Below are 23473 nucleotides of genomic sequence, written 5' to 3' on the forward strand. Positions count from 1 at the left end.
TCGAGGCAGGCGCGGCCTGGGTGCCCATCGACCCCGGCCACCCGGCCGAGCGGATCGGGTACGTGCTCGACTCCGCGTCACCGCGCTGCGTCCTGACCACCGCTGCCGATGACTTCGCGGTACCGGGCACCGAGGCCGTCCACGCCGTCGATGGCTTGGCGCTGTCCGCGCTGAGCGCGGCACCGATCCCCGACGGCGAGCGAGTGGCCAGGACCCATGGTGCTCAACCGGCGTACATCATCTACACCTCCGGCTCCACCGGCCGCCCCAAAGGCGTCGTGATCAGCCACGACGCCATCGTCAATCAGCTCGCGTGGATGACCGATCGCTACGACATCGACCGCACCGACAGCTATCTTCAGAAAACTCCCGCGACGTTCGATGTGTCGTTGTGGGGCTACTTCCTGCCGCTGTGGGCCGGCGCCGAACTCGTGCTCGCCGGGCCGGAGGACCACCGCGACCCCGCGGCACTGTGCCGGCTGATCGCGCGGCATCGCAGCACGCTCACCGACTTCGTACCGTCGATGCTCACGGTCTTCGCGGCTCATGCCGAGCCCGCCGAACTCGACACGCTCCGAGCCGTTTTCGTCATCGGTGAAGCGCTGCCGCCGGAAACGGCACAGGCCTTCACCACCCGCTGCCGCGCCGAACTGCACAACCTGTACGGTCCGACCGAGGCCGCGGTGAGCATCACCGAACACCAGCTCACCGCGACGGACCTGACGAGTGCACAGATTCCCATCGGCATACCGCAGTGGAACAGCCGGGTGCTCGTACTCGATGCACGGCTGCGGCCCGTGCCGGTCGGTGTGACCGGCGAGCTCTACCTGGCCGGCGTGCAGCTGGCCCGCGGATATCACGGCGCCGCGCGCCTCTCCGCGGACCGATTCGTCGCCAACCCGTTCGGCGAGCCCGGCGAGCGGATGTACCGGTCCGGCGATCTGGTCCGCTGGAGCTCCGATGGCCGGCTCGAATACCTCGGTCGCACCGATTTCCAGGTGAAACTGCGCGGGCAGCGGATCGAAATGGGCGAGATCGAAACGGCGTTGCTCGCCGATCCGTCGGTGGGGCAAGCCGTCGTGACGGTGCGTCGCTCCGAAGGCGGCGATCGCCTCGTCGGATATGTCGTCGCCGCGCCCGGCGCCGATATCGACCCCGGCGCGTTACGCAGCCAGGTGGCTGCGCGGCTGCCGATGTATATGGTTCCCGCCGCGATCATGGTGCTCGACGCGTTGCCGACCAATTCCAGCGGCAAACTCGATCGCGCGGCCCTGCCCGAACCGGTACTCGCCGCGACGACGCGTGTTTCGCCACGGACACCGCGCGAAGAGCAGATCGCGGAGGTGTTCCGGGATGTCCTCGGACTCGACGCGCTCGGCGTCGACGACGACTTCTACGAACTCGGTGGCTCGTCGCTGCTGGCTTTCACACTGCATCAACGGTTGTCGGCCGGCATCGATCGCAGAATCCCGATGTCGGCCCTGCTGTCCACGCCGACCGTCAGCGGTCTGGCCGCCCTCCTGGAGGGCCATTCCGAACCCACACCGATACCCACGCACACGGTCGATGCCGTACTCGACAGCGATATCGATGCCGCCGGGCGTGCCGCGCCGATCCAGGGCGCGGCCCACACCATCCTGTTGACCGGCGCGACCGGCTACCTGGGCGCCCATCTGCTGCGGGAACTACTCGACCGCACCGACGCCACCGTCCGCTGTCTGGTCCGCGCGACCGATTCCGAGGAGGCCGCCGCCCGAATCAGATCGGCGCTGCTGCGATACCGGTTGTGGGACAACACCCTCGCCGATCGCATCGTCGCAGTGCCCGGTGATCTCGCCGCACCATGGCTCGGGCTCTCCGAGCCGGAGTTCGACCGGCTCGCCGCCGAGGTGGACGTGATCTACCACAACGGCGCGCGGGTGAATCACGTCGAGCCCTACAGCCGACTGCGAGCGGCGAATGTCGAAGGCACCCGGTGGGTTCTGCGCTTGGCCGCGACCAGGCGGGTGAAGCCAACACATTTCGTGTCGACCATCGGCACCGCGGTCTCGGCGACCGGCCCGGACGGCGTCATCGACGAGACGATCCGCCTCGGCGCCGTCGATTTGCCCGACAGCGGCTATATCACCTCGAAATGGGCTGCGGAAGAACTGGTTCGGCAAGCGATCGCCCGTGGTATCCCCGCGACCATCTATCGCCCGACCACCGTGTGCGGTTCGGCCGGTCACGGCATCAACAATGAATCGGACTCGTTGTGGAGCCTGGTGCGCGCGGCGGCGGTGCTGGGAATGGCACCCGATGTGGCGGATGCGACAGTATCGCTGGCACCGGTGGATTATGTGGTCGGCGCGATAGTCGCGATCTCGATGAACGACCCATCCGAGCCCGTCTACCACCTGGTGAACAAGACACCGGTGGCGCTCGCCGACATCTTCGACAGTCTGCGCGAGCACGGTGTGCCGATCACCTTCACGGACCTACCGACCGTGCTCGACGCCCTCGACCGCGAATCGAAGCTTCGAGCCGCCATGGGAGACCAATCCCTGGTCCGCGCGGCACTGCTGCGGTCGGGCCCGCTCGGCCCGACCCGGCACCTCGACTACGCCGATCACAACACGGTCGCGGCGTTATCGACGACGGAGATCAGGTGCGCGGCGGTCGATCGGTCGCTGATCGACACCTTCGTGGCGGAATTCATCGCCTCCGGCTACCTGCCGGAGCGCGTCGAGACTCTCGCCTGAGGTTCGACTGCTGCCCGATCCGCCGGCGGACGGGCAGCGGTCACCGCCGCTGTCGCTGCGGTGGCCGGATCGCCGCTAGGGGGTCTGGAACGCGCCGAAGCCGGGGACCACTGTGCCGCTGGTCGCGGTGACCGTGGCGGTCACCAATCCCGTGCCCGTGGTGATGACGACGGGCTTCGGCTTACCCGTCGCCGAACTCGTGGTGGTCGGTAGCTCGATCGTGCCGTTCGCTCCGGTGTTCCAGTTGCGCCAGCTCACCTGGACCGGCGGAGAGAAGGGAATCAGCGAGTAGATCGGGTCGTCGACCACCAGTGCGGTTTCCCCTGGGGTGCCGGTGGGTGTCGCCGACACGTGGACCACACCGACCGAGGGCGACAGGTCGTAGGAGTAGTTGAAGACCACCGGTACCGGGAAGACGGTGGTCGGCTGCGCCACCGCCGGACCGGAGCCGCCGATCACGAAACCGAGGGCCAGCGCGATCGCTGCCAGGGCACCGGCGACGGATCGGATCACGATGTGCACCACGGTCCTCCTACTCGCGCGGGAATCGGCCATTCGTCCCGAGTATTGCCCCCTTTCCGAGATAATGTGCTCGTTTTTGATCACCGGTTAGTCTCGATGCCGAGCGATGCCCGTCCGACTGCGCCTACCTCGGGCCAGGACGGCGATCTCCCCAGCAAGCGCAGCGTTCGATCCAGCGCAGAATCCTGCTCTGATATCGGCAGATCCGGGCCGAATGCCGCGCCCGGTTCGACGCGAGCAGGGCCGGTGGGAACCTTTTCGGCGATGCGCAGGGCGGTCGCCGCGAGTCCTGGATCGATATCGAGCTGCTCGCCTATCGCTCGGGCCACATCCCAGGCGTGGACCACCGAGTCCACGAGATGGAAGGTGATGGCGGTGCTGCCGGAGATGGTGGTCTCGGTGGTGATCTCGGGCAGGGACCAGCGCCGGTCGAGGGCGTCGGTGGCGGCGAAAGCGGTGACGACCTCATCGCAGGAGATCACGCAGTCCACGATCGGGTCCTCGGCGAATTCCTTGCTCCACCAGTCGTACTCATCGCCGCGCCCGGCGGCCGCAGCGGCAAAGCCGCGGTTCTGCACAGCGACGTGATGCAGCAGCGCGCGGAGATCCCATTCCGCGCAGGGCGTCGGATCGGCGAGCCGGCTCGGGGTAACTCGCGCGACGGCGTCGCGGCACAACCGGACCGATTCACGATGATGCACACGAATATCAATACTCATACGCATATCGTAGGCAAATGCCTATCATTTGCCCAGCGGTATCTTTTCTCCATGCCCGACCGTCCCGACCTCGCAGCGATGATCGTGCCGCTCGGCCGCACCTTGATGGCACTCGAACGCCCCATCCTGGAATCGCACGGCCTCACCATGTGGGCCTACGGCGTACTGCTCGGCCTCGAGGAATCTCCGGTCCGCACCCAATCAGCCCTCGCTCAGGCCATCGGCGCCGACAAGACCCGCATCATCCCCATCCTCGATGATCTCCAGGAGCGCGGCCTGATCACCCGCGTGCCCGACCCCGCCGACCGTCGCGCCCGCCTGCTGTCACTCACCCCGGCCGGCCGCGAGTTGCGCGACCGCACGCGCGCGGCGATCCGGCAGCAGGAGGAGGAACTGCTGTCCACACTCCCGGCCGACGATCGCCGCGGGTTTCTTCGCGCCCTGCGACAGCTCACGGACCGCCGGCCCGAAAACGCGGGCGCGTGACCAGAACCCGGTCCATCACGATCACTGCTCCGGAGTCGCTCAGCCCTTACAAATACGGCATTTCGGGCGTGTACTAAATGCGACGGCAGGTCCAACAACCGGCCTGCCCCGTCATCGCTACACCTGATCGGATCCACCTCATGATCATCATCGGAGCCGTACTCCTCATTGCCGGACTGATTTTCGACGTTTCCGCCATCACCATGCTCGGCGTCGTCATCCTGATCATCGGCGCGGTGCTGTTGCTACTGGGCAGCGTCGGCCGTCCCGTCGCGGGCAGGCGCCACTACTACTGATTCACGCCCGGCACACCAGTCAGAGGAGGGCGGAATGCGACGCATAGTGACGATCGTGGCAGTCGTATGGCTGCTCATCGGCGCCTTCGCCGCCGTACAACGCGGCTATTTCACCGACCGGGAACAGAACTGCGCGAGCATCGGGACCGTCGCGGTGACCGTTATCGCCGGCCCGTTGAACTACGCCGGAGTCAACCCCAAGGTCAACGATTGCAAGCTCCCGCAACCGAGCCCGCGAGTCATTCTCCCGGCTGATCGACCCGCGATACAGATCATCCGGGCGGCCGATGTGAGCAGGGCCCGTCGGCACCTAGCGTTGCGGCATGACCCACACGGCGCAGCCGGCGCGGCGCATCGGCGAAGTGGATATGCTGCGCGGTTTCGCGCTGTTCGGAATCCTGGTCACCAATGCGGCGGTGCTGACCATGCTGCTGTCGTTCACCGGGCCGAATTCCGACCCCGTTCCGATGTACGACAGCACATGGGACCGGCTCGCCTACGGAATCATCTACGGGTTTTTCCTCGGCAAGTTCTATGTGCTGTTCGCATTCCTGTTCGGGTATTCGTTCACGCTGCAAATCGCGGCCGCCGAGCGCGCCGGCGCCGCACCCGTCCCACGATTGCTGCGCCGGTGCGCGGCGCTGCTGCTGATCGGCCTGGCACATGTGTGCCTGTTGTGGATCGGCGACATCCTCACCCTGTACGCACTGCTGTGCGCAATTCTGGTGTTGCTGCGCAAGATTCGGCCACGCACCGCCGTGATAGCCGGCGTGGTGTTGTACGTGATGGTCGCCGCGCCGGCGTTCGCACCGGGCCGGGGTGGCGGAGTCGGCAGCCTCGGCGAATTCTTCGATCTGGCAACGTTTCGCAGCGGTTTCCTCGGCAGCCCCGCCGACGTCTTCGCCACCCAGGTCGAGACCGGACCGATCTTCGCGCTGTTCACCATCGTCGGTCAGGGCTTCACCAGCATGGGCATGTTCCTGCTCGGTATGGCCGCGGGAAAGGTGCGGCTGTTCGAAGACGCCGAACGGTTGCGTCGCTGGACGCCGCGAGCGCTGGTGATCGGCGTCGTCGTCGGCCTGCCCGTGTCGACCGCGACGGTGGTCGTGCACACGCTGCGCGGCGGGGTGCCGACCTACCTGTACGGTCTCCAGGAACTACTCAATCCCGCGCTGACCGTGCTGTACATCGCCGCGATCGTCTGGCTGGCGCAATCGAGCCATGCGGCGTCAGTGGGCCGATTAGCCCCGGCGGGACGCATGGCCGCGAGCAATTACATCGGCCAATCGGCCGTGATGGCCGTCGTGTTCACCGGGTACGGATTCGCCTTGGGCGACCGGATCCCACCGTTCGCCGTGCTCGCGATCGCCGTCGTCACCTATCTGGTTCAGCTATGGGTGAGCGAGCGGTGGTTGCGCGGCCATTCCTATGGGCCGGTGGAATGGGTGCTGCGCGCCGCGACCTATCGCCAGTGGCCGGCCTGGCGCCGCAGCGCGCGTGTCAGTACCGCGGATGTTGCCACGCGCGCTTGGCCCCGACCGACGTCGAGGCCGCCAGCGCCACCCACGCGGCGGTGGTGAGGGCCACCAGCACCGCGGATCGGTCGTTGATGATCTGCAAGAAGATCGACGCCGCGAGGATCCCCAACGCGAGGACCGACAGCACGATGCCGACGCGAGTTATCGGTGCCATACCGACCATTGTCCAACTTCCGTTCACCCGGTTGCACCCGTTGGTGGTAAACCGCACACCTCATCGACCGAATTAGAACGTGTTCTATATTTGAGGGACTGTTCCGGCGATCCCTCGGGAGTTCACGCGATGTACCAGTGGTCCGACGAAGACCTGATGTTCCGCGACGCGGTGCGCGGCTTCATCGACAAGGAGCTGAAACCCCACGTCGACCAGCTGGAAAGCGGCGCGATGCCGCCGTACGACATCATCCGCAAGCTGTATGCCACCTTCGGGCTGGACGAGATGGCGCGGGAAGGGCTGGCGAAATCGCTGGCCCGCGAGGAAGCAGGCACCACAGGCAAGTCCGGCGGCGGATTCAGCGGCGCGGGCAGCATGGGCGTCATCCTCAACAGCGAACTGGCCGGCGTCAGCCTCGGCCTGGTGGCCTCGATGGGTGTGAGCCTCGGCCTCGCCGTCGGCACCATCCGCAGCCGCGGCACCCTCGCCCAGAAAAAGCGCTGGCTGCCGGAACTGGTGACCATGGAGAAGGTCGGCGCCTGGGCGATCACCGAGCCCGATTCGGGCTCGGATGCCTTCGGCGGCATGAAGTCCTACGTGCGCCGCGACGGCGAGGACTACATCCTCAACGGACAGAAGACCTTCATCACCAACGGGCCCTACGCCGATGTCACGGTCGTGTACGCCAAGCTCGACGAACAGGACGGCACCGACCGCCGCGACCGCAAGGTGCTGACCTTCGTGCTCGACAAGGGGATGCCCGGGTTCACCCAGAGCCCGCCGTTCAAGAAGATGGGCATGAACTCCTCCCCCACCGGCGAGCTGTTCTTCGACAACGTCCGCATCACCCCCGACCGCTTGCTCGGCGAGACCGAAAACCCGGCCAAGGGCGACGGCAAGGACAGCGCCAAGGAATCCTTCGCCGCCGAACGCATCGGCATCGCCTCCCTCGCGCTTGGCATCATCAACGAATGCCACCGGCTCTGTGTGGAGTACGCCAAGTCCCGCAAGCTCTGGGGCAAGGAAATCGCCCAATTCCAGCTCATCCAGCTCAAACTGGCCGAAATGGAGATCGCCCGCATCAACGTGCAGAACATGGTCTTCAACGCCATCGAACGCACCGCCGCAGGCGAAAAGGTTTCCCTCGCCGAGGCTTCGGCGATGAAGCTCTACTCCTCCCGCGCCGCCACCGAGGTCGCCATGGAAGCCGTGCAGCTCTTCGGCGGCAACGGCTACATGGCCGAATACAAGGTCGAGCAGCTCGCCCGCGACGCGAAGTCGCTGATGATCTACGCGGGCAGCAACGAGATCCAGGTGACGCATATCGCCAAGGGGCTGGTGGGCGGGTAGTCCCGTCCCCCGTCGGGGCCGCTGCGCAACAGGCCACTGGTTCCGCAGCGGCGCCCATCAATCTTCGCCGAGGACGCCACCCGGCTGAACGCCGCCCATAGCCGAACTCAGCGGCCAGTGCGCTCGCGATGCTTACATCCGGGCCAGCAGCACGGCCGCCGCCGCCCCTCCTCCAGCTCCTCCTGCGTCCGCCGAATCCGCCGCTCCCGCGTCTGCGGCTGCACCGCGTCCTCGACCCAGCAGATGAACTCGTTGCGGGCCAGCGGCGTGATATCCCGCCACGCGGCCAGCGCCACCGAGTTACCGGCCAATGCCGCGCGCAGATCGTCGGGCAATTCGTGCACCACCCCACCGGGAACCCGCTGATCAGTCATCACGCCACTGTATGCCGCATCCCCGCCACGACCGAAGCAGCAACAGCCGTCGGCGCCTCATGCGGACGCGCTGCGGACGCAGCCGGCCGACCACCCGGGCCACACCACCGCAGATACCGATCTACCTGCGGATACGTGGTGCCCCCAGTGGGACTCGAACCCACACTGTGCGGATTTTAAGTCCGCTGCCTCTGCCAATTGGGCTATAGGGGCGTCGGCTCACCCTACCGACTCGTACGGGTGTACCGGAATCCCCCGGGGCGGTGGGTCGGGTCAGGTGGTGGGGTCGGATTGGATGGTGTGGCAGGTTTCGACGAGGACGTCGGCGGCGAGGAGGCCGGATTCGTTGGCGGTTTCGCGGATTTCGGCGGACAGGGCCGGGTCGGTGGTGACCTTGCACAGCGCGATCTGGAGGGCCTCGCCGAGCAGGGCGAGGTGGCGGGCGATGGCGAGTTCGTCGGCGTCGGCGTTCACCTCGTCCAAGCCGACGGGCTGGGCGTCGGACTGGATGCGGTAACGGCGCAGCGTGTCCTCGCCGAGCACCTTCATGAATTCGACCGACGCCGCCAGGCAGCGGTTGTTGGCGACCCGGTATTCGGTGCGGTCGGAGACCCGCTCGATGAGCACCGCGGCGATGGTGGCGGCGGTGAACATGCCGTCGCACACCCGGGCCGGCCCCGCTTCCGGCGGCCCCGGCGGCGCGTCGGCCAGCCCGGTGGTCACCGCGTCGATCCAGCGGATGACCAGGTCGGTGCCGGAATGGTCGACGGCGCGAGCGGGAGGTTCCGCCCGGCGCCTGCGTCGCCACGGATTGCGCATCGTGTCACCCCTGTTCTGAGACGGACTTCCCGAGCACCGAATGCCGCTTGCCGTATGCGAAGTACACCACCAAACCCAGCGCCATCCAGACAATGAAACGCAGCCAGGTTTCCACCGACAGGTTGAGCATCAACCACAAGCAGGCCAGCACCGCCAGAATCGGCAGCAGCGGAACCCACGGCACCCGGAACCCGCGCGGGAGGTCCGGGCGGGTCTTGCGCAGCACCAGCACACCGATGGAGACCAGCACGAACGCGAACAGCGTGCCGATATTGACCATCTCCTCCAACGTGCCGAACTCGATGAACCCGGCCAGCACCGCACACACCGCACCGACGATGACGGTGATCCGCACCGGCGTGCCGCGGTTGCCGGTATGGGCGAGCCTGCGCGGCATCAACCCGTCACGCGACATGGCGAACAACACGCGGGTCTGGCCAAGCAGCATCACCATGACAACCGTGGTCAGGCCGGCCAGGGCGCCGACGGAGATGATGTTCTTCACCCAGGTGTCGCCGTGGATGGCGAACGCGGTGGCCAGCGTCGCGTCGTCACCGGCCAGGTCGGTGTAGGGCACCATGCCGGTGAGCACCAGCGACACCGCGACGTAGAGCACGGTCACGATCATCAGCGAACCGAGGATGCCGCGCGGCATATCGCGCTGCGGATTCTTGGTTTCCTCGGCGGCGGTGGCGACCACGTCGAACCCGATGAAGGCGAAGAACACCAGGCTCGCCGCCGCGAGCAGGCCGTACCAGCCGAAGGTGCTGTTGCCCGCGCCGGTGACGAAGGAGAACAGCGACTGGTGCACGCCCTCGCCGCCTTCGCCCGGCTTGGATTCGGGAATGTAGGGAGTGAGGTTGTCGGCGTTGAAGTAGGTCACGCCCATCACCAGCACCAGCGCGATGACGCCGAGCTTGATGGCGACGGCCACCGCCGACACCCGCGAGGACAGCTTGGTGCCGAGCGCGATCAGCGTGGTGAGTACGGCGATGAGCAGTACCGCACCCCAGTCGAAATCGACCGAGCCGATATGCACGACCGGCGAACGCGAACCCATCAGCTCACCCAGATACTGCGACCACCCCTTGGACACCACCGCCGCGGCCAGCGCGAATTCCAGGATCAGGTCCCAGCCGATGATCCAGGCCGCCAGCTCACCGAAGGTGGCGTAGGAGAAGGTGTAGGCGCTGCCCGCCACCGGGACGGTGGAGGCGAACTCCGCGTAGCAGAGGGCGGTGAGGGCGCACGCGATGGCGGCGAACACGAACGCCAGCGACACCGACGGTCCGGCCACATTGCCCGCGGTGCGTGCGGTCAGGGTGAAGATGCCGGCACCGACGACGACGGCGACGCCGAACACCGTGAGATCCCAGGCCGTCAGCTCCTTGCGGAGTTTCGAATCCGGTTCGTCGGTGTCGCGGATCGACTGCTCCACGCTCTTGGTTCGCCACAACTGGCGGCGGCTGGTCGGTATCGCCACGGCGATCTCCTTCTTCTCGAGGTCTCCAGGTGGTGGTCAGTGGACGCCTTCCATATGCCTGCTCACCCAGGGTGAGAGGCCGGCGACAACCAGACCGGCGAGGATCGCGACCGCGCCGATGATGCCGAAGTAGGCGAACTCGTGTGCCGGATCGTAGTAGCGAGCGAGGGTGCCCGACATCGAAGTGCCGAGACCGACGGAGAAGAAATACAGCGCCATCATCTGCGCGCGGAACACCTCTGGCGCGAGTTGGGTGGTGACGGCCAGGCCGATCGGCGAGATCAGCAGCTCGGAGACCGCGAACACGCCCATGATGAACAGCACCACCAGCGCCGGCACGGCGCGGCCCGTGGTCTGCGACATCGGCGTGAACAACCAGAACGCCACGCCCATGCCGATCACGCCGAACGCGAACTTGCGCGGGGTGCTCGGCGCGCGGGAGCCGAGTTTGGTCCACATCAGCGCGAACAGCGGCGAGAGCGCGATGATCCACACCGGCTCCACCGAGCCGATCCAGCTCGACGGCGCGGTCCAGCCGAAGATGTTCCAGTCCATCCGCTCATCGGAGTAGACGGCCAGCACGGTGAAGATCTGCTGGAACAACGACCAGAACACCGCGTTGGCGATGAACAGCGGGATGAACGCCCGCACCCGGCTGCGTTCGACCGCGCTCACCTTGCGGTCGATCAGCATGACCACGAAGTAGACGATCGAGGCGACCGCGATGACGCCGGTGGTGACGTCGGAGAGGTTATCCAAGGTCACCCACCCCGCGAAGGCGGCCACCGCGACGATCACCGCCGCCGCGGCGACAACGCCGAGGACCTTGCCGATGGCGCTGGGCGGCAGCGGATCGGGGACGGTGCGCCCTGCGGTGCCCAGATTGCGCCGGAACACGACGTACTGGGTCAGACCAAGCCCCATGCCGATGGCCGCGGCCCCGAAGCCGGCGTGGAAACCCCACTCCCGTTGCAGCAGGCCGGTGAGCAGCGGGCCGACGAACGCGCCGAGGTTGATGCCGAGATAGAACAACGTGAAGCCGCCGTCGGTGCGCGGATCCCCGTGCGGGTACAGCGTGCCGAGCAGCGAGGAGGCGTTCGCCTTGAGCGCGCCGCTGCCCAGCGCCACCAGCACCAGACCGACCCCGACGCCGGCGAGCCCGGGCAGGATGGCCAAGGCAATATGACCAGCCATCACCACCACACCGCCGTAGAAGACGGTGCGCTCCATGCCGAGCAACCGGTCGGCGACCCAGCCACCGAGCACGGTGGACAGATACACCAGGCCGCCGTACGCCCCGACGATGCCGACGGCGGTGTCCTGATCCATCCCGAGGCCGCCCTCGGTGGCCGAGTAGTACAGGTAATACCCGAGGATGGTCAGCATGCCGTAGAAGGAGAACCGCTCCCACATCTCGACACCGAACAGGTTCGTCAACCCGATCGGATGCCCGAACAACGTCCGCTCGGCGGGCGATCGCTCGGTCTTTACTGCATCGGACATGGTCAGACAATCCCACGTTCGGCCGTTGTGCACAGGCATCCACACCGAAAATGCATCGAACCGCGACGTCCTCGCGCGATTCGGGCTGGTGCCCGCATCCGTCGCGACGCGCCGGGTTCGCCGAGGGTGATTAGGCTCGGGCTTCGGAACATCACACACGTGGCGAGTACGGGCGGTCGGGCAGACGACGGAGGCGGTGCGCTGATGACGGAAGTCGAAGTGACGGTGCCGGTGCCGATCGACCAGGCCTTCGCGGCCTTGGCCGACGGCTGGCTGTATGCGAGCTGGGTCGTCGGCGCCTCGCACATCCGCGTGGTGGACCGTGGCTGGCCCGCCGTCGGCACCCGCATCCATCACAGCGTCGGCCTGTGGCCGCTGACCATGCAGGACGTCACCAAGGTCACCGCGGTCGATCCGCCGCACCTGCTCGAACTCGACGCCCACCTGTGGTTGATCGGCGCGGCGTGGATCCGATTCGACCTCGACGAGCCGCAACCGAACCTGACCCGGATCACGATGCGCGAACGCGCCTCCCGCGGCCTCGGCAGCCTGATCCCGGGCCTGGCCCAAGACGTGTTCTTCACCGCCCGCAATCAGGAATCTCTGGACCGCCTCGCCCACCTGATCATCGGGCGGGCCGAAGCGCAGCGGTGACGCGACGGCGGACCGGTGCGAGAGTTCGATCTTCCCTCCGCGCAACAGTTCTGGTGGCATACCCCTGGAATCACCGACTACCAGCAGATGTGCAGAACCGGGGCGCTGAGGCGGATCAGGCGATCGACAGGGCGATGCCGTCGAGGATGTCGTGTTCGCTGACGATCAGTTCGATGATGCCGGCACGGCGGGCGAGTTCTTCGGACAGCACTTCGGTGATGACGGCGCCGCCGCCGATGACGTCGACGCGGCCGGGGTGCATGGGGCCGAGCGCGGCGCGCTGATCGTGGTTCATGGCGACGAGGCGGTCGCAGACCTCATGCAGCTGCGCGAGCGACAGCCGGGTGAGATGCACACGCTCGGAATCGTATTCGGGGAGATCGAGCGCGACGGCGGCGATGGTGGTCATGGTGCCCGCGACGCCGACCCAGGTGCGCGCCGAATCGACCGGCACGTGGGTGAACGCCTCGGCCAGGCGTTCGGCGGCGAAGGCGCGGGCGGCGGTGACCTGTCCGGCGTCGGGCGGGTTGCCGGGCAGGCAGCGTTCGGTGATGCGGACGCAGCCGATGTCGGCGGAGTAGGCGGCGTGCACGCCATCGCTGTCGCCGAGCACCAGTTCGGTGGAGCCGCCGCCGAGGTCGACGACGACGAACGGGCCTGCGTCAGCGGACAATTCGCCGACGGCGCCGGAGAACGACAGCCGCGCCTCCTCGTCGCCGGTGATCACCTCGGCCTGCGCGCCCGGCACCACGGCGCCGAGTTCGGCGCGCGTCATGGCGAAGAAGTCCTCGCGGTTGGCCGCGTCACGGGTGGCGGAGGTGGCGACCATGCGGACCCTGGCCACCTGATGCTCACGCATCAGCGCGACGTAGTCGGCGAGCGCGACACGGGTGCGTTCGATGGCTTCGGGAGCGAGCCTGCCGGTGGCGTCCACACCCTGGCCGAGCCGCACGATGCGCATCTCGCGATGCACGTCGGTGAGTTTGCCGTCGGCGCCGATATCGGCGATCAGCAGGCGGATCGAATTCGTCCCGCAATCGACCGCGGCGACCCTGTCACTCATGACTGCTCCTCCGCACGTTCGAATCGCGGCCAATCGGCCGGGACCGCCGTCCCGCGCAGACCGTGCTCGGCGGCCAGCGCCACCGCCTCGTCGCCGAGCGGGTTCACACCCGGGCCCTTGGCCAGCGAATGCGCGATCAGCACGTGCAGGCATTTGACCCGCTCGGGCATGCCGCCACCGGTGAAATCGGTGCCGAGCGGCTCGATGGCGTCGCGTTCGGCCAGGTAGCTCTCGTGTGCCGCGCGGTAAGCCGCGGCCAGTTCGGGGTCGGTGCCGAGACGTTCGGTCATCTCCCGCATCACCCCCGCCGATTCCTGCCTGCTCGCCTCCGCCGTGAGACGCGGGTCGGTGAGGTAGTACAGGGTCGGGAACGGCGTGCCGTCGGGCAGCCGAGGTGCGGTCTTCACCACCGCGGGCACGCCGTCGGGGGTGCGGTAGGCGATGGCGAGCACCCCGCGCGGGGTGCGGCCCAACTGTTCTTCGATGATCCGCAGATCCCGGTCGTCGGGTTCGGTCACCTGGGTCCTTCCGGGTTCGGCGCGGGCGCGGCCGGCGGCGTCGTGGTCACCGGCGCGGGTTCGGGGGCGGGCTGGGGTTCGGACACGCTGCGCCACAGGCCGGTATACCAGGGATCCGGTTCCCGGGACGGCGTCGTCGGACCGGGACGCGCGGGCGCCTCGATTCCGGGAACCTGCACGATATACGGCGTTTCGCCGGGCATCACCAGCCGCAGCCGGTCCTTGGCCTCGGAGCGGATGTAGGCCGGGTCCTGCTGCTGGGCGCGGCGATCCCGCAACCGGGCCAGATCGTCTTCGAGCTGCCTGCGCTCCTGGGCCAGTTGCGCGGCCTCGGCCCGCTGGCTGAAATAGGTGCGCATCGGCACCGCGAGCGTCAACGCCAGCGCGCACACCACCATCGCCAGAATGACGGCCTTGCCGGTGGACAGACCGAGGATGGTGCGTTCGGGTGCATCCTTGCCCGTCGACTTCTTCTTGCGGGCGCTGATCTTGCGCGGCTCGGCTTTGTCGTCGGGGCGGCGCCGCGCGGTACGACTCGGTGCGGCGGCCCTGCCGTGCTGATCGGCGGCGGGGCGGGAGCGGGCGGCACGCGACGTGCGGCGGTCGCCTCGTCCGGCTGGACTGGTACCACGCGCACGTCGCTCCGTCATATCCCTACCCCATGTATCGCTACTGTCAGTCCTCGAACGCGAAACGCGGGAACGCGACGTCGCCCGCGTAACGCGCCGAATCACCGAGGGCGTCTTCGATGCGCAGCAGCTGGTTGTACTTGGCCACGCGCTCGCTGCGAGCGGGCGCGCCGGTCTTGATCTGACCGCTGCCGACCGCAACCGCCAGGTCGGCGATGGTGGTGTCCTCGGTCTCGCCGGAGCGGTGGCTCATCATGGTCTTGTAGCCGTTGCGGTGGGCGAGCTCGACGGCGTCGAGGGTCTCGGTCAGCGTGCCGATCTGGTTGACCTTCACCAGCAGCGCGTTCGCGGCACCCTTGGCGATGCCCTCTTCCAGACGCTCCGGGTTGGTGACGAACAGGTCGTCGCCGACCAGCTGGATCTTGTCGCCGATCTGATCGGTCAGCGCGACCCAGCCGTCCCAGTCGTCCTCCGACAGCGGGTCCTCGATGGAGACCAGCGGGTAGGCGGTGAGCAGGTCGGCGTAGAACTGCGCCATCTCGGCGGCGGTGCGGACGTTGCCCTCGAACTTGTAGCCGGCGTCGGAGTAGAACTCGGTGGCGGCCACATCCAGCGCCAGCGCCACGTCGCTGCCCAGCTTCAGGCCGGTCTTGGCGATGGCGGAGCTGATCAGGTCCAGCGCCTCGCGGGTGCCGGCGACGTCGGGGGCGAAACCGCCCTCATCGCCGAGGCCGGTGGCCAGGCCCTTGGACTTCAGCACCGACTTGAGCGCGTGGTAGACCTCCGCGCCCCAGCGCAGCGACTCCTTGAAGGTAGGCGCGCCGATCGGGGCGACCATGAACTCCTGGACGTCGACGCCGGTGTCGGCGTGCGCACCACCGTTGAGGATGTTCATCATCGGCACCGGAAGCACATGCGCGTTCGGCCCGCCGAGGTAGCGGAACAGCTCGAGGCCGGAGGATTCGGCGGCGGCGCGGGCCACCGCGAGCGACACACCGAGCAGGGCGTTGGCGCCGAGGCGGGACTTGTCCGGGGTGCCGTCCAGATCGAGCAGCACCTGGTCGACGGTGCGCTGCTCCACCGCGTCCAGCCCGATGACGGCCGGGGCGATCTCGTCGAGCACACCCTCGACGGCCTTCTGCACACCCTTGCCCAGGTAGCGGTCGCCGCCGTCACGCAGTTCCACCGCCTCGTGCTCACCGGTGGACGCGCCGGACGGCACGGCCGCCCTGGTCAGCGTGCCGTCGTCGAGGGCGATCTCGACCTCGACGGTGGGGTTTCCGCGCGAATCCAGGATCTCGCGAGCTCCGACCTGTTCGATGATGGCCACGAAAACGACACTCCTTCGGCTGCTGGCACGGTGGTTGCTGACGTGTTGGCCGTGCGCTGCGAGCCTAACGCCCACCGGGCTCAGCGAGTAACCGGCACTCCGAGGGCACCGGTGCAGGCGGCGCCGCGCACGTGAAGGGCCTCACACCCGCCGGCCCACGCTGTAGGCGGCAGCGCGGTCGCGCACGTCCATCATGTAGCGCTCGGAACGGTTGTAGGTGAACAGCGCCTTGGACCAGCCTTCGGGCGAGGTGAGCACGCCGCCACTGTCGCAGAGATAGCGGGCGGCGGTGAGGGCGGCGTCGTCGATGCTGTGCGGGTCGATCACGCCGTCGCCGTTGGCGTCCACGCCCCAGCGCTTCCAGGTTTCCGGGATGAACTGCAACGGGCCGACCGCGCGGTCGTGCACCGGATCGCCGTCGAGGGCGCCGTGATCGGTGTCGGGGATGCGCGCCACGCCCGGCGAGCCGTCCAGTGCGATGCCGATGATCGGCGGATCGACGCGGCCGGTCTCGCTCACCTCGGAGCCACGGTAGGTGCCGTGCTTGCTTTCCACGCTGCCGATCCCGGCCAGCGTGGTCCAGGCGATGCCGCAATCCGGCCGTGCCCGCACCATCACCGCGGCCGCGTAGCCGTAGGCCTCCAGTGCGGGCACGGGGATGCGCAGGGTGTCGGCGAGTTCCGAGGCCCAGCCGTTCAGCTGGACGGCGGTGCGGCCGGGGGCGTCGATATCTATGACGGGCAGCGGCGCGCCGGGTCCGGGTGGCAGACCTTCCGGGATCGGCACCAGGTCGCGGTCGATCCCGCAACCGGCGAGCACCAGCGCGGCGAGGGTGACGGCGATCGCGCCGGTCTTCTTCGAGAGCACCCTTCCATCATCCAGATCGGCGGGACCGGGCCCGGTCGGCCGCGCGGGATCATCGGCTGCGCGCGCCGATCTCCGCGTTGCCGAGTCCCTCGGCGACGAGCGCGAGTACTTCGTCTCCCCGCCGCGTCACATCGGCCGGGACGGCCACGGCCGGATCGGGTTCCGCTACCGGCACGGCCGCGCCCCGGTGCGCGGTGAGCGCCGCATCGACGACTCGTTGCAGCACGCCGGCGGTGAACGGTCGCCCGCCCACGGCGGCGGGGTGAATGCCGCGCAAATCCATCAGCACGACGTCGGGGACGAGTTCCCCGGTCGAACCGCGCGACCGCTCGGCCGGATATAGAACCGTATACAACCCCGCTGAGTGGAGGGCGCGAGCATCAAGGGCCAGCGAACGTACTCGTACGGTCGTCCACCTGGCCAGTGAAGCGCGCAACTCGGTTCTCGTGGTCCTTATGCGGAGAATTAGCCGTGAATTCGAGATCGACTGGATCAGAAACCGCCTCGACCGCCGGCTCGACACAAATAGCCGCAGCAGCCAGCAAAGATGGTGATAAATACTACTTCATTTGCCCCCCATTTTCCATTATATCCAGATTAGATACTACACCCAGGTAACTGCTACTGCCCGGAGATTATGCGAATCCTGCTGAGCAAATTCGTATTCAACCTCAACTTCATCGCCAATCGCGATTTCGTCGAAATTTCTCCCACCCAAAGAATCCAGGCCGAACCAGATTTGGTCGTCAGCTACCGACTCGACTATGCCGGTCGCACGCTTCCTATTCCAGCGTGATATCTTCCCCCGCTGCACATGTACTCCCCCTCCCCTTGACATGCGAGAATGCTATAGATACAGCCAAGTTCGCACAACCATGCGTTTCCGAGTCCGACATCCCCGAAAGGACGGTTCGAGTCGTATCCCGGCAAGCGGCGGAACGCGATGGTTTGCAAGGTCGGGTTCCGGCAATCCGGCAGGCAAGAACTCGCGACCGGAGGTGCGTGCAGATGACCGATGACGTGGAGAAGCGCTGGACCGACGAGGGGACCTACCGGAGGGCGGCGATATACGCGCTGGCCATACTCGCGGCGGCGGCCGTCGTCTTCGGCGTCACCGCGTTCTGGGCGAGCGCGCACTGCGGTGAGCACGAGCCGCTGATGTGCGATGGGCCCGCTCAGTCGGCGATTCTGCTCGGGCCGACCGTTGTGGCATTGCTCGGTGGGATCGGCGCGTTCGTACAGACGCTGCGGCAATGGCGGCGAGGCCGCAATTGGGTGATCTGGCAGGGCGCCGGATGGTTCCTGTTCACGCTGACGATGTTCTATATCGCCATGGGGGCGCGGTCCATCGGCGCGAACTGAGGCTGCCTCCCGCGTACCCGCACCTCGAATCCGCGGCCCCCGATCCCGGCGCGGCACTAGCCCACGCCCACGGCGACGACGAGTGTCGCCAGGCCGCCGAGGGTGCACAAGAGGCCGATCAGGTTGGACCAGAACTCGATTCGCGCGATGTGGCGGTGCCGTTCACGGTGCCGGAAGAACCCGGAGGTGGGAATCCAGTCACCGACGAAACAGAAATCCGCGGTACGCCTGGCGCGGGCGCCGGCCACGTGGGCGATGGCGCCCGTCAGCAGGGCCACGACCGCGACCGTGCTGAAGATGGCGATGCAGGCAACGGCGATGGAATGAGCCATAGAAACCCCCTGTGAGCTCTGGTTTCTCAGCAGTGTGGCAGAGGGGTACGACAAGTTCGGGCGGCCGGAACGCTCCCTCGTCGTTGCTGCCGGAGCGTCCGGCAGGGTGTCGCGGGGGCGGCTGCGGATGCTCCCGCCCGATCGGCACGCGGCGGGTGCGGTGTCAGTGCAACAGTTCGCGAGTGGCCGCGTGATCGGGGGCGGTGAGGACGGTCGCGGTGGGGCCGGATTCGACCGGGCGGCCGTGGTCGAGGACCAGGACGTCGGGGCAGTGGGCGGCAACCACGGTCATGTCGTGGGTGATGAGCAGCAGGGCGGTGCCGCGCTCGGTGCGGATGCGGTCGAGCAGGGACATGATGGCGTCGGCGGTGGCGTGGTCGAGCGCGGAGGTGATCTCGTCGCACACCAGGACCGCGGGATCGGCGGCCAGGGCGCGAGCCAGCGCGACCCGTTGACGTTGGCCGCCGGACAATTCGTGCGGATAGCGCGCGGCGGTCCCGGGATCCAGCTCGACCGATTCCAGCAGCGCCGTGATCCGTTCGCGCAGTGGCTCTTTCGACGGGCGGTCGAGCAGGCGATGCCGCATCCGCGTAGTGATGCTCCCTGGTACGGGTTCCGTGCGGTTGCTCGAAGTCCGGCGTAGCGGGCGCGCCAACGTCTGCGCGACGGTCCGGCGCGGGTTGAGCGCCGACTTCGGGTTCTGCGTGACCAACTGGATCCCGTTGCGTACCCGCACATTCCGTCGGGCCACGGCGAACGGCAGCCGGGCACCTTCTAGATCGAGCGAACCCTCCGCCGCACGATGCAGGCCCGCCAGCACCCGGGCGAGGGTGGTCTTGCCCGCGCCGGACGCACCGACCACCGCCAGCGCGGAACCGCGAGCGAGTGCGAAGTCGATTCCCGACAGCACCTGGTTACCGTTGATCGACGCCCCGACTCCCTGCGCACGCAGAACGATCGGCTCATCACCCGGAGCCGGCGCCGCGGTCCGCCCTTCCCGGGCCGACACACTGCCCAACTCCACGACCTGGTCGGCGATCGCGTGCACGGTGCCGGTGTCGTGGCCGGTGAGCAGCACCGTCACGCCGGTCGCGGCGATACCGGAGATCACCCCGACGATGTCGGACCGCAGCGTCGCGTGCAGGCCCGCGAACGGTTCGTCCAGCACGAGGATGTCGGTGCGGCGGACCAGTGCCCGAGCCAGGGCCACCCGGCGTTGCTGTCCGCCGGACAGCTCATCCGGGCGGCGATCCAGGTGGTCGGCGGACAGGCCGACCTGGTGCAGGGCATCGAGCAGGGTGACCTCGGCGCTGTCGCGCGCGACTTCGGCGAGCAGCGTCCGTACCCGCATGAGCGGGTTGAGAGCCGAGCCCGGATCCTGCCCGACGTAGGCGATCCGGTCGCGCCGGAAGACCCGCAACCGCGCCGAGCCGAGTGTCAACACCTCGCGCCCCGCCACAGCCACAGTGCCCTCGACCCGCGCATTCGCCTCCGGCAACTGCCCGGTCAGCAGCCGCAGCAACGTGGTCTTTCCGCATCCCGACGGCCCGGTCACAGCGGTGACACTTCCGGCACCGGCGCGAAAGGAGATCGGCCCCAGCAGTTTCTGCCCATTCGACCCGACCACGACAAGCCCGTTCACCACTACCCCGCCCGCCGCGTCATCCGTCCGTCGCACGCCCGCACCCGCGGCCACATCGGCCGGTCGACCGACCGCCGTATCCGCAGCCGGATCGCCGTCCATGGCGCCCGCACCGACGCTGGCACGCAATCCGGCCGCTGTCGGTTCACCCAGCTCGGCGACCTCGCGGTCAGCGTCGGCCGCCGTGCTGGCGTTCGGCGCAGCTGCCCGGCCGAACTCCGACACCGCGAGGTTCACGCTCACCGCCACGACCGCGATGGCCAGGCTCGGGGCCAGGGCGGCCCACGGATTCAGCAGCAGACCGGAGGTGTTGTCGCGGACCATGACGGCCCAGTTGGTTGCGCCGAGGGTAGTCGGCAGTTGCAGGAAGGACGCGGTGGCGACCAAGTACACGCCGGCCACAAAGCGCAGGCCCAGCTGGGTGGCGAAGACCTCGCGCAGGTTGGGCATCATCTCGCGGAACACCAGGTGCGCCAGGTTTTCTCCGCCGGCTTGCGCCGCCTCCACGTAGCCGCTGGAGGCCACACCCGCGGCGGCGGCGGCGAACACGCGGGCACAGTAGGGCGCGCCGAAGAGCAGGGCGAGCACGATCAGGCCGGCCACACCCGCGTCCGGCCAGGAGGTCAGCACCAGCAGGATGCCGAGCACCGCCGGCAGCAGGATGACGAAATCCATGCCGAGTTCGATCACCGCCCCCGCGCGCGGCCGCAACGCCGCCACCGCGCCGAGCACGCTCGCCACCACGGTCACCACCACCGCGATCACCGCGGCCGTCAACAGCAGCCCCCATCCGCCGTAGAGCAGCCGGCTCAGCACGTCCCGGCCCAGCCGGTCGGTGCCGAGCCACGCATCACCGCTCGGGCCGGAAAACGGAATCCCGACCGGCTGCTCGGCCCCGCGCGCGGCCATACTCGGGCCGAGTAGTGCGAGCACGACCACCACCAGCGCCGGCGCCACCGCCGCGATCCGCCGCAGGTTCACCGGATCACCGCCATAGCTCGAATCCCGGCCTGCTGGGCAACGCTCATATCCGACCCCGCAACGCCCAGGTCCGCACCGCGTCGGCGGCGGCGAGCATCACCATGATGACCACGCCCGTCAATGCCACGACCGCCGCCATCAGCGTGGTATCCCGATCGGCGACCGATGCCGCGAGCAGAGCGCCGAGCCCGGGATAATTGAAGACGGTCTCCACCACCAGCGCACCGCCGAACAGCATGCCGATGGTGGTGGCGAAGCTGGCGACGATGGTCGGCAGCGCGAAGGGCAGCACGTGCCGAGTCAGCACGGTTCGTTCCGGAAGACCGTCCAGCACAGCCGTTTCCACATGCGGCAAGCGGGCGGCATCGGCCAGGGCCGCCCGCACCACCCTGGTGTTCCAGCCGATCTGCGGGATCGCCAGCGCCAGCACCGGCAGTACCAGCATGTCCGCCGAGATCGGGAATCCGGAGCGCCCGGTGATGGTGACCGCCGGCAGCCAGCCGGTGGCCAGCGAGAACACCAGGATCAACAGTGTCGCGACCACGAATTCCGGTACCGCGACGGCGGTGGTCGTGCTCGGTTGCAGGACCCGGCCGAGCGCGCCACGTGGCCGGATCGACCACCACGCACCGAAGGCCAGCGAGGCCGCGATCGTCACCGCGAAGGCGAGGCCACCCAGCAGTAACGTCTGCGGGAAGGTTTCGGCCAGCAACTCGCCCACCGCTCGTCCGCGCGCGGACTGCCCGAAATCGCCGGTGAGCACGCCGGCCAGCCAATCACCGAAACGCACCGGCAGCGGACGGTCCAGCCCGAGTTCGCGTTCCTTGGCCGCGACCGCCGCCTCGGTGGCATCACGGCCGAGCACGGCGCGGGCGGCGCTGCCCGGCAGCAGATCGACGGCCGCGAACACCGTCGCCAGCAAGACGATCAGCAGGGCGACGCGCCGCAGCAGCAGGCGAGCGAACCTGGTCACGACAACCAGGCGCGTTCCAGTTGCACCCGCGCGAAGCCGCCGAGCGTCGGCAGATCGTGGGCCCTGGTGGTGGCGATGTCGATGCCGTCGGCCATGCCCCACACCAGGTAGCCGCCGCGCTCGTACTGGATGCGCTGTAGCTCACGCGCGGCGTCGGCTTGATCGGTAGGGCTCTGCGCTGCCAGCGCTGTGGCCGTCGCTGCGTCGAAAGCCGGGTCGTGGAAGGCGGTTTCATTGCGATTGGACGCGCTCGACATCAAGCTGTTGGCGAAGAACAGCGTGGAGTCGTTGGTGCCCCACGAGATCGTGTAGAACGGCGCGAGCAGCCAGGTCTGGTCGTAGAAGGTGTTGGGCTCCTGCGTCACCACCTCGACCCGCAGCCCGATATCGGCCAGCTGGGTGGCGATCACCTGCGCCGACTCCACCTCGCCCGGAGCCTCCGCCTTGGTCACCAGCTGGTAGGCGCGGCCGGTGTCGAAGCCGGCCTCGCGCAGCAGGTCCTTCGCGCGGTCGACGTCGCGGGAACGCTGGGCGATGGCCTTGTCGTACAGCGGATCCCCGGTGCCGAGGATGTCGTTGGCGATGGTGCCGTATCCGGAATGCACCTGATCGACCAGCGCACCGCGATCGACGCCCAGGCGCACGGCGGTGCGCACCCGCGGATCGGCGAACGGCCCGTCGGAGGTGCGCATGGCCACCCCGACCACGGTGTCGTTCGGCCTGCGCACCACCTGGAGATCACCGCGCCCGGCCGCACTGCGCCCGGCGATAGCCCCCACATTGGAGGCCAGGTCGATCTGGTTGCCGAGCACCGCGTTGGACAGCGCGGTGACGCTGTCGAACATGGTGACCTCGATGGCGTCGAGCAGCGCGGGCGCGGTATGCCAGCGATCGTTGCGCACCAGCCGGGCGGTGCCGCCCTCGAAGGATTCGAAGCGGAACGGCCCGGTGCCGTTCGGCCGGGTGAAGTCGGTCGTGTCCTTCTTGACGGTGAACGTCATCAGCCGCACGAGCAACGGGATCTGCGAGTTGGGTTCGGGCGTGGCGAGCACGATATGACCCGGTCCGTCGGCGGTGATGCCCTCGACCGACACCGGCATTTTGGACGGCCCGCCCTGCTCGCGCAGTATGCGCAGC

Annotated in this window: 25 protein-coding genes, 1 tRNA gene and 1 pseudogene; 9 read left to right on the plus strand and 18 right to left on the minus strand. The window is 68.0% G+C overall.

Features of this window, described 5'->3' with window-relative positions; genetic code table 11:
• Positions 1-2741: SDR family oxidoreductase (locus tag RJ05_RS31475; RefSeq protein ID WP_036539802.1), on the plus strand; the 2741-nt coding region annotated here is incomplete at its 5' end.
• A gap of 75 nt (positions 2742-2816) precedes the next feature.
• On the opposite strand, the gene RJ05_RS21155 is transcribed toward RJ05_RS31475, so the two are convergent.
• Both RJ05_RS21155 and RJ05_RS21160 read right to left on the minus strand, forming a co-directional pair.
• Positions 2817-3296 (minus strand): hypothetical protein, encoded by a 480-nt coding sequence (locus tag RJ05_RS21155; protein WP_138445574.1) that lies wholly within the window; start codon positions 3294-3296, stop codon positions 2817-2819.
• A 47-nt stretch (positions 3297-3343) separates the two neighbouring features.
• Positions 3344-3982, minus strand: coding sequence for a TIGR03086 family metal-binding protein (locus tag RJ05_RS21160; RefSeq protein ID WP_036539805.1), 639 nt, complete (start codon positions 3980-3982; stop codon positions 3344-3346).
• Between the two features lie 51 nt (positions 3983-4033).
• Here RJ05_RS21160 and RJ05_RS21165 point away from each other — a divergent pair, with 51 nt between their 5' ends.
• The 4 genes and pseudogenes from RJ05_RS21165 to RJ05_RS21170 all read left to right on the plus strand — a co-directional run bounded on the left by RJ05_RS21165 (position 4034) and on the right by RJ05_RS21170 (position 6344).
• A complete protein-coding gene (locus tag RJ05_RS21165) occupies positions 4034-4468 on the plus strand; it encodes a MarR family winged helix-turn-helix transcriptional regulator (protein ID WP_036539806.1) in 435 nt (144 codons plus the stop codon).
• A 140-nt stretch (positions 4469-4608) separates the two neighbouring features.
• The gene (locus tag RJ05_RS31690; RefSeq protein ID WP_085996257.1) at positions 4609-4764 is read left to right on the plus strand and encodes a hypothetical protein; all 156 of its coding nucleotides are present in this window, start codon (positions 4609-4611) and stop codon (positions 4762-4764) included.
• Between the two features lie 34 nt (positions 4765-4798).
• Positions 4799-4996: pseudogene (locus RJ05_RS32460) on the plus strand (hypothetical protein); the annotation flags it as partial.
• Between the two features lie 91 nt (positions 4997-5087).
• Positions 5088-6344, plus strand: a complete 1257-nt coding sequence (locus RJ05_RS21170) for a DUF418 domain-containing protein (RefSeq protein ID WP_051016786.1) — start codon at positions 5088-5090, stop codon at positions 6342-6344.
• Here the strand turns inward: RJ05_RS21170 and RJ05_RS31035 are convergent.
• On the minus strand, positions 6265-6456 hold the full coding sequence (locus RJ05_RS31035) for a hypothetical protein (RefSeq protein WP_138445575.1): 192 nt from the start codon (positions 6454-6456) through the stop codon (positions 6265-6267). The genes RJ05_RS21170 and RJ05_RS31035 overlap by 80 nt on opposite strands.
• Before the next feature lie 129 nt (positions 6457-6585).
• Between RJ05_RS31035 and RJ05_RS21180 the strand changes: the two genes are divergently transcribed.
• Positions 6586-7806 (plus strand): acyl-CoA dehydrogenase family protein, encoded by a 1221-nt coding sequence (locus RJ05_RS21180; protein ID WP_036539810.1) that lies wholly within the window; start codon positions 6586-6588, stop codon positions 7804-7806.
• A 107-nt stretch (positions 7807-7913) separates the two neighbouring features.
• On the opposite strand, the gene RJ05_RS21185 is transcribed toward RJ05_RS21180, so the two are convergent.
• The 5 genes from RJ05_RS21185 to RJ05_RS21205 all read right to left on the minus strand — a co-directional run bounded on the left by RJ05_RS21185 (position 7914) and on the right by RJ05_RS21205 (position 11985).
• Complete coding sequence (locus RJ05_RS21185) at positions 7914-8180, minus strand: YdeI/OmpD-associated family protein (protein WP_036539812.1); 267 nt, start codon at positions 8178-8180, stop codon at positions 7914-7916.
• Positions 8181-8316: 136 nt separating this feature from the next.
• A tRNA-Leu gene (locus RJ05_RS21190) sits at positions 8317-8393 on the minus strand.
• 60 nt (positions 8394-8453) lie between these two features.
• Entirely contained in the window at positions 8454-8999 is a 546-nt protein-coding gene (locus RJ05_RS21195) for a hypothetical protein (protein ID WP_036539814.1), read from the minus strand.
• A gap of 4 nt (positions 9000-9003) precedes the next feature.
• Positions 9004-10482, minus strand: a complete 1479-nt coding sequence (locus tag RJ05_RS21200) for an amino acid permease (RefSeq protein WP_036539815.1) — start codon at positions 10480-10482, stop codon at positions 9004-9006.
• Positions 10483-10518: 36 nt separating this feature from the next.
• Entirely contained in the window at positions 10519-11985 is a 1467-nt protein-coding gene (locus RJ05_RS21205; protein ID WP_036539818.1) for a peptide MFS transporter, read from the minus strand.
• 204 nt (positions 11986-12189) lie between these two features.
• Between RJ05_RS21205 and RJ05_RS21210 the strand changes: the two genes are divergently transcribed.
• A complete protein-coding gene (locus tag RJ05_RS21210; RefSeq protein WP_036539821.1) occupies positions 12190-12639 on the plus strand; it encodes an SRPBCC family protein in 450 nt (149 codons plus the stop codon).
• A 115-nt stretch (positions 12640-12754) separates the two neighbouring features.
• Here the strand turns inward: RJ05_RS21210 and RJ05_RS21215 are convergent, their stop codons facing one another.
• The 6 genes from RJ05_RS21215 to RJ05_RS21240 all read right to left on the minus strand — a co-directional run bounded on the left by RJ05_RS21215 (position 12755) and on the right by RJ05_RS21240 (position 17401).
• Positions 12755-13702 (minus strand): Ppx/GppA phosphatase family protein, encoded by a 948-nt coding sequence (locus RJ05_RS21215; RefSeq protein ID WP_036539822.1) that lies wholly within the window; start codon positions 13700-13702, stop codon positions 12755-12757.
• Positions 13699-14220 (minus strand): DUF501 domain-containing protein, encoded by a 522-nt coding sequence (locus RJ05_RS21220; protein WP_036539823.1) that lies wholly within the window; start codon positions 14218-14220, stop codon positions 13699-13701. Before RJ05_RS21220 ends, RJ05_RS21215 begins: the two co-directional genes overlap by 4 nt.
• Positions 14217-14870 carry an FtsB family cell division protein gene (locus RJ05_RS21225; protein ID WP_036539825.1) on the minus strand — a complete coding sequence of 218 codons (654 nt, stop codon included), beginning with the start codon at positions 14868-14870 and terminating at the stop codon, positions 14217-14219. The genes RJ05_RS21220 and RJ05_RS21225 overlap by 4 nt, the downstream gene beginning before the upstream one ends.
• Positions 14871-14895: 25 nt before the next feature.
• The gene (eno, locus tag RJ05_RS21230) at positions 14896-16179 is read right to left on the minus strand and encodes a phosphopyruvate hydratase (RefSeq protein ID WP_036539827.1); all 1284 of its coding nucleotides are present in this window, start codon (positions 16177-16179) and stop codon (positions 14896-14898) included.
• 141 nt (positions 16180-16320) lie between these two features.
• On the minus strand, positions 16321-17046 hold the full coding sequence (locus RJ05_RS21235; RefSeq protein ID WP_036539829.1) for a lytic transglycosylase domain-containing protein: 726 nt from the start codon (positions 17044-17046) through the stop codon (positions 16321-16323).
• Positions 17047-17095: 49 nt separating this feature from the next.
• Entirely contained in the window at positions 17096-17401 is a 306-nt protein-coding gene (locus tag RJ05_RS21240; protein ID WP_051016787.1) for a response regulator transcription factor, read from the minus strand.
• Positions 17402-17683: 282 nt separating this feature from the next.
• Between RJ05_RS21240 and RJ05_RS31040 the strand changes: the two genes are divergently transcribed.
• On the plus strand, positions 17684-17842 hold the full coding sequence (locus RJ05_RS31040) for a hypothetical protein (protein WP_156090839.1): 159 nt from the start codon (positions 17684-17686) through the stop codon (positions 17840-17842).
• A gap of 212 nt (positions 17843-18054) precedes the next feature.
• Positions 18055-18408, plus strand: a complete 354-nt coding sequence (locus RJ05_RS21245) for a hypothetical protein (protein WP_036539830.1) — start codon at positions 18055-18057, stop codon at positions 18406-18408.
• A 56-nt stretch (positions 18409-18464) separates the two neighbouring features.
• Here RJ05_RS21245 and RJ05_RS21250 read toward each other — a convergent pair whose 3' ends face one another.
• From RJ05_RS21250 to RJ05_RS21265, 4 genes are all read right to left on the minus strand, one after another.
• Positions 18465-18740: a hypothetical protein gene (locus RJ05_RS21250; RefSeq protein WP_036539832.1), complete on the minus strand. Its 276-nt coding sequence runs from the start codon at positions 18738-18740 to the stop codon at positions 18465-18467.
• Between the two features lie 163 nt (positions 18741-18903).
• Positions 18904-21363: an ATP-binding cassette domain-containing protein gene (locus RJ05_RS21255; protein WP_249040467.1), complete on the minus strand. Its 2460-nt coding sequence runs from the start codon at positions 21361-21363 to the stop codon at positions 18904-18906.
• Positions 21364-21406: 43 nt separating this feature from the next.
• Positions 21407-22336, minus strand: coding sequence for an ABC transporter permease (locus tag RJ05_RS21260; RefSeq protein WP_036539834.1), 930 nt, complete (start codon positions 22334-22336; stop codon positions 21407-21409).
• Positions 22333-23473: ABC transporter substrate-binding protein (locus RJ05_RS21265; RefSeq protein WP_036539846.1), on the minus strand; the 1141-nt coding region annotated here is incomplete at its 5' end. The genes RJ05_RS21260 and RJ05_RS21265, both read right to left, overlap by 4 nt.

The organism is Nocardia cyriacigeorgica NBRC 100375 (assembly GCF_000308555.1).
In the GTDB taxonomy this organism is placed as follows: Bacteria; Actinomycetota; Actinomycetes; order Mycobacteriales; family Mycobacteriaceae; genus Nocardia; species Nocardia cyriacigeorgica.

What these genes read in the sequence shown, in the direction of transcription:
- RJ05_RS21205 (WP_036539818.1), bottom strand. Translation starts at nt 11,985, where the DNA reads ATGTCCGATGCAGTAAAGACCGAGCGATCGCCCGCCGAGCGGACGTTG.
- RJ05_RS21225 (WP_036539825.1), bottom strand. Translation starts at nt 14,870, where the DNA reads ATGACGGAGCGACGTGCGCGTGGTACCAGTCCAGCCGGACGAGGCGAC.
- RJ05_RS21185 (WP_036539812.1), bottom strand. Translation starts at nt 8,180, where the DNA reads ATGACTGATCAGCGGGTTCCCGGTGGGGTGGTGCACGAATTGCCCGAC.
- RJ05_RS31690 (WP_085996257.1), top strand. Translation starts at nt 4,609, where the DNA reads ATGATCATCATCGGAGCCGTACTCCTCATTGCCGGACTGATTTTCGAC.
- RJ05_RS21155 (WP_138445574.1), bottom strand. Translation starts at nt 3,296, where the DNA reads ATGGCCGATTCCCGCGCGAGTAGGAGGACCGTGGTGCACATCGTGATC.
- RJ05_RS21160 (WP_036539805.1), bottom strand. Translation starts at nt 3,982, where the DNA reads ATGAGTATTGATATTCGTGTGCATCATCGTGAATCGGTCCGGTTGTGC.
- RJ05_RS21180 (WP_036539810.1), top strand. Translation starts at nt 6,586, where the DNA reads ATGTACCAGTGGTCCGACGAAGACCTGATGTTCCGCGACGCGGTGCGC.
- RJ05_RS21195 (WP_036539814.1), bottom strand. Translation starts at nt 8,999, where the DNA reads ATGCGCAATCCGTGGCGACGCAGGCGCCGGGCGGAACCTCCCGCTCGC.
- RJ05_RS21170 (WP_051016786.1), top strand. Translation starts at nt 5,088, where the DNA reads ATGACCCACACGGCGCAGCCGGCGCGGCGCATCGGCGAAGTGGATATG.
- RJ05_RS31040 (WP_156090839.1), top strand. Translation starts at nt 17,684, where the DNA reads ATGCGAATCCTGCTGAGCAAATTCGTATTCAACCTCAACTTCATCGCC.
- RJ05_RS21210 (WP_036539821.1), top strand. Translation starts at nt 12,190, where the DNA reads ATGACGGAAGTCGAAGTGACGGTGCCGGTGCCGATCGACCAGGCCTTC.
- RJ05_RS21245 (WP_036539830.1), top strand. Translation starts at nt 18,055, where the DNA reads ATGACCGATGACGTGGAGAAGCGCTGGACCGACGAGGGGACCTACCGG.
- RJ05_RS21165 (WP_036539806.1), top strand. Translation starts at nt 4,034, where the DNA reads ATGCCCGACCGTCCCGACCTCGCAGCGATGATCGTGCCGCTCGGCCGC.
- RJ05_RS21250 (WP_036539832.1), bottom strand. Translation starts at nt 18,740, where the DNA reads ATGGCTCATTCCATCGCCGTTGCCTGCATCGCCATCTTCAGCACGGTC.
- RJ05_RS31035 (WP_138445575.1), bottom strand. Translation starts at nt 6,456, where the DNA reads ATGGCACCGATAACTCGCGTCGGCATCGTGCTGTCGGTCCTCGCGTTG.
- RJ05_RS21215 (WP_036539822.1), bottom strand. Translation starts at nt 13,702, where the DNA reads ATGAGTGACAGGGTCGCCGCGGTCGATTGCGGGACGAATTCGATCCGC.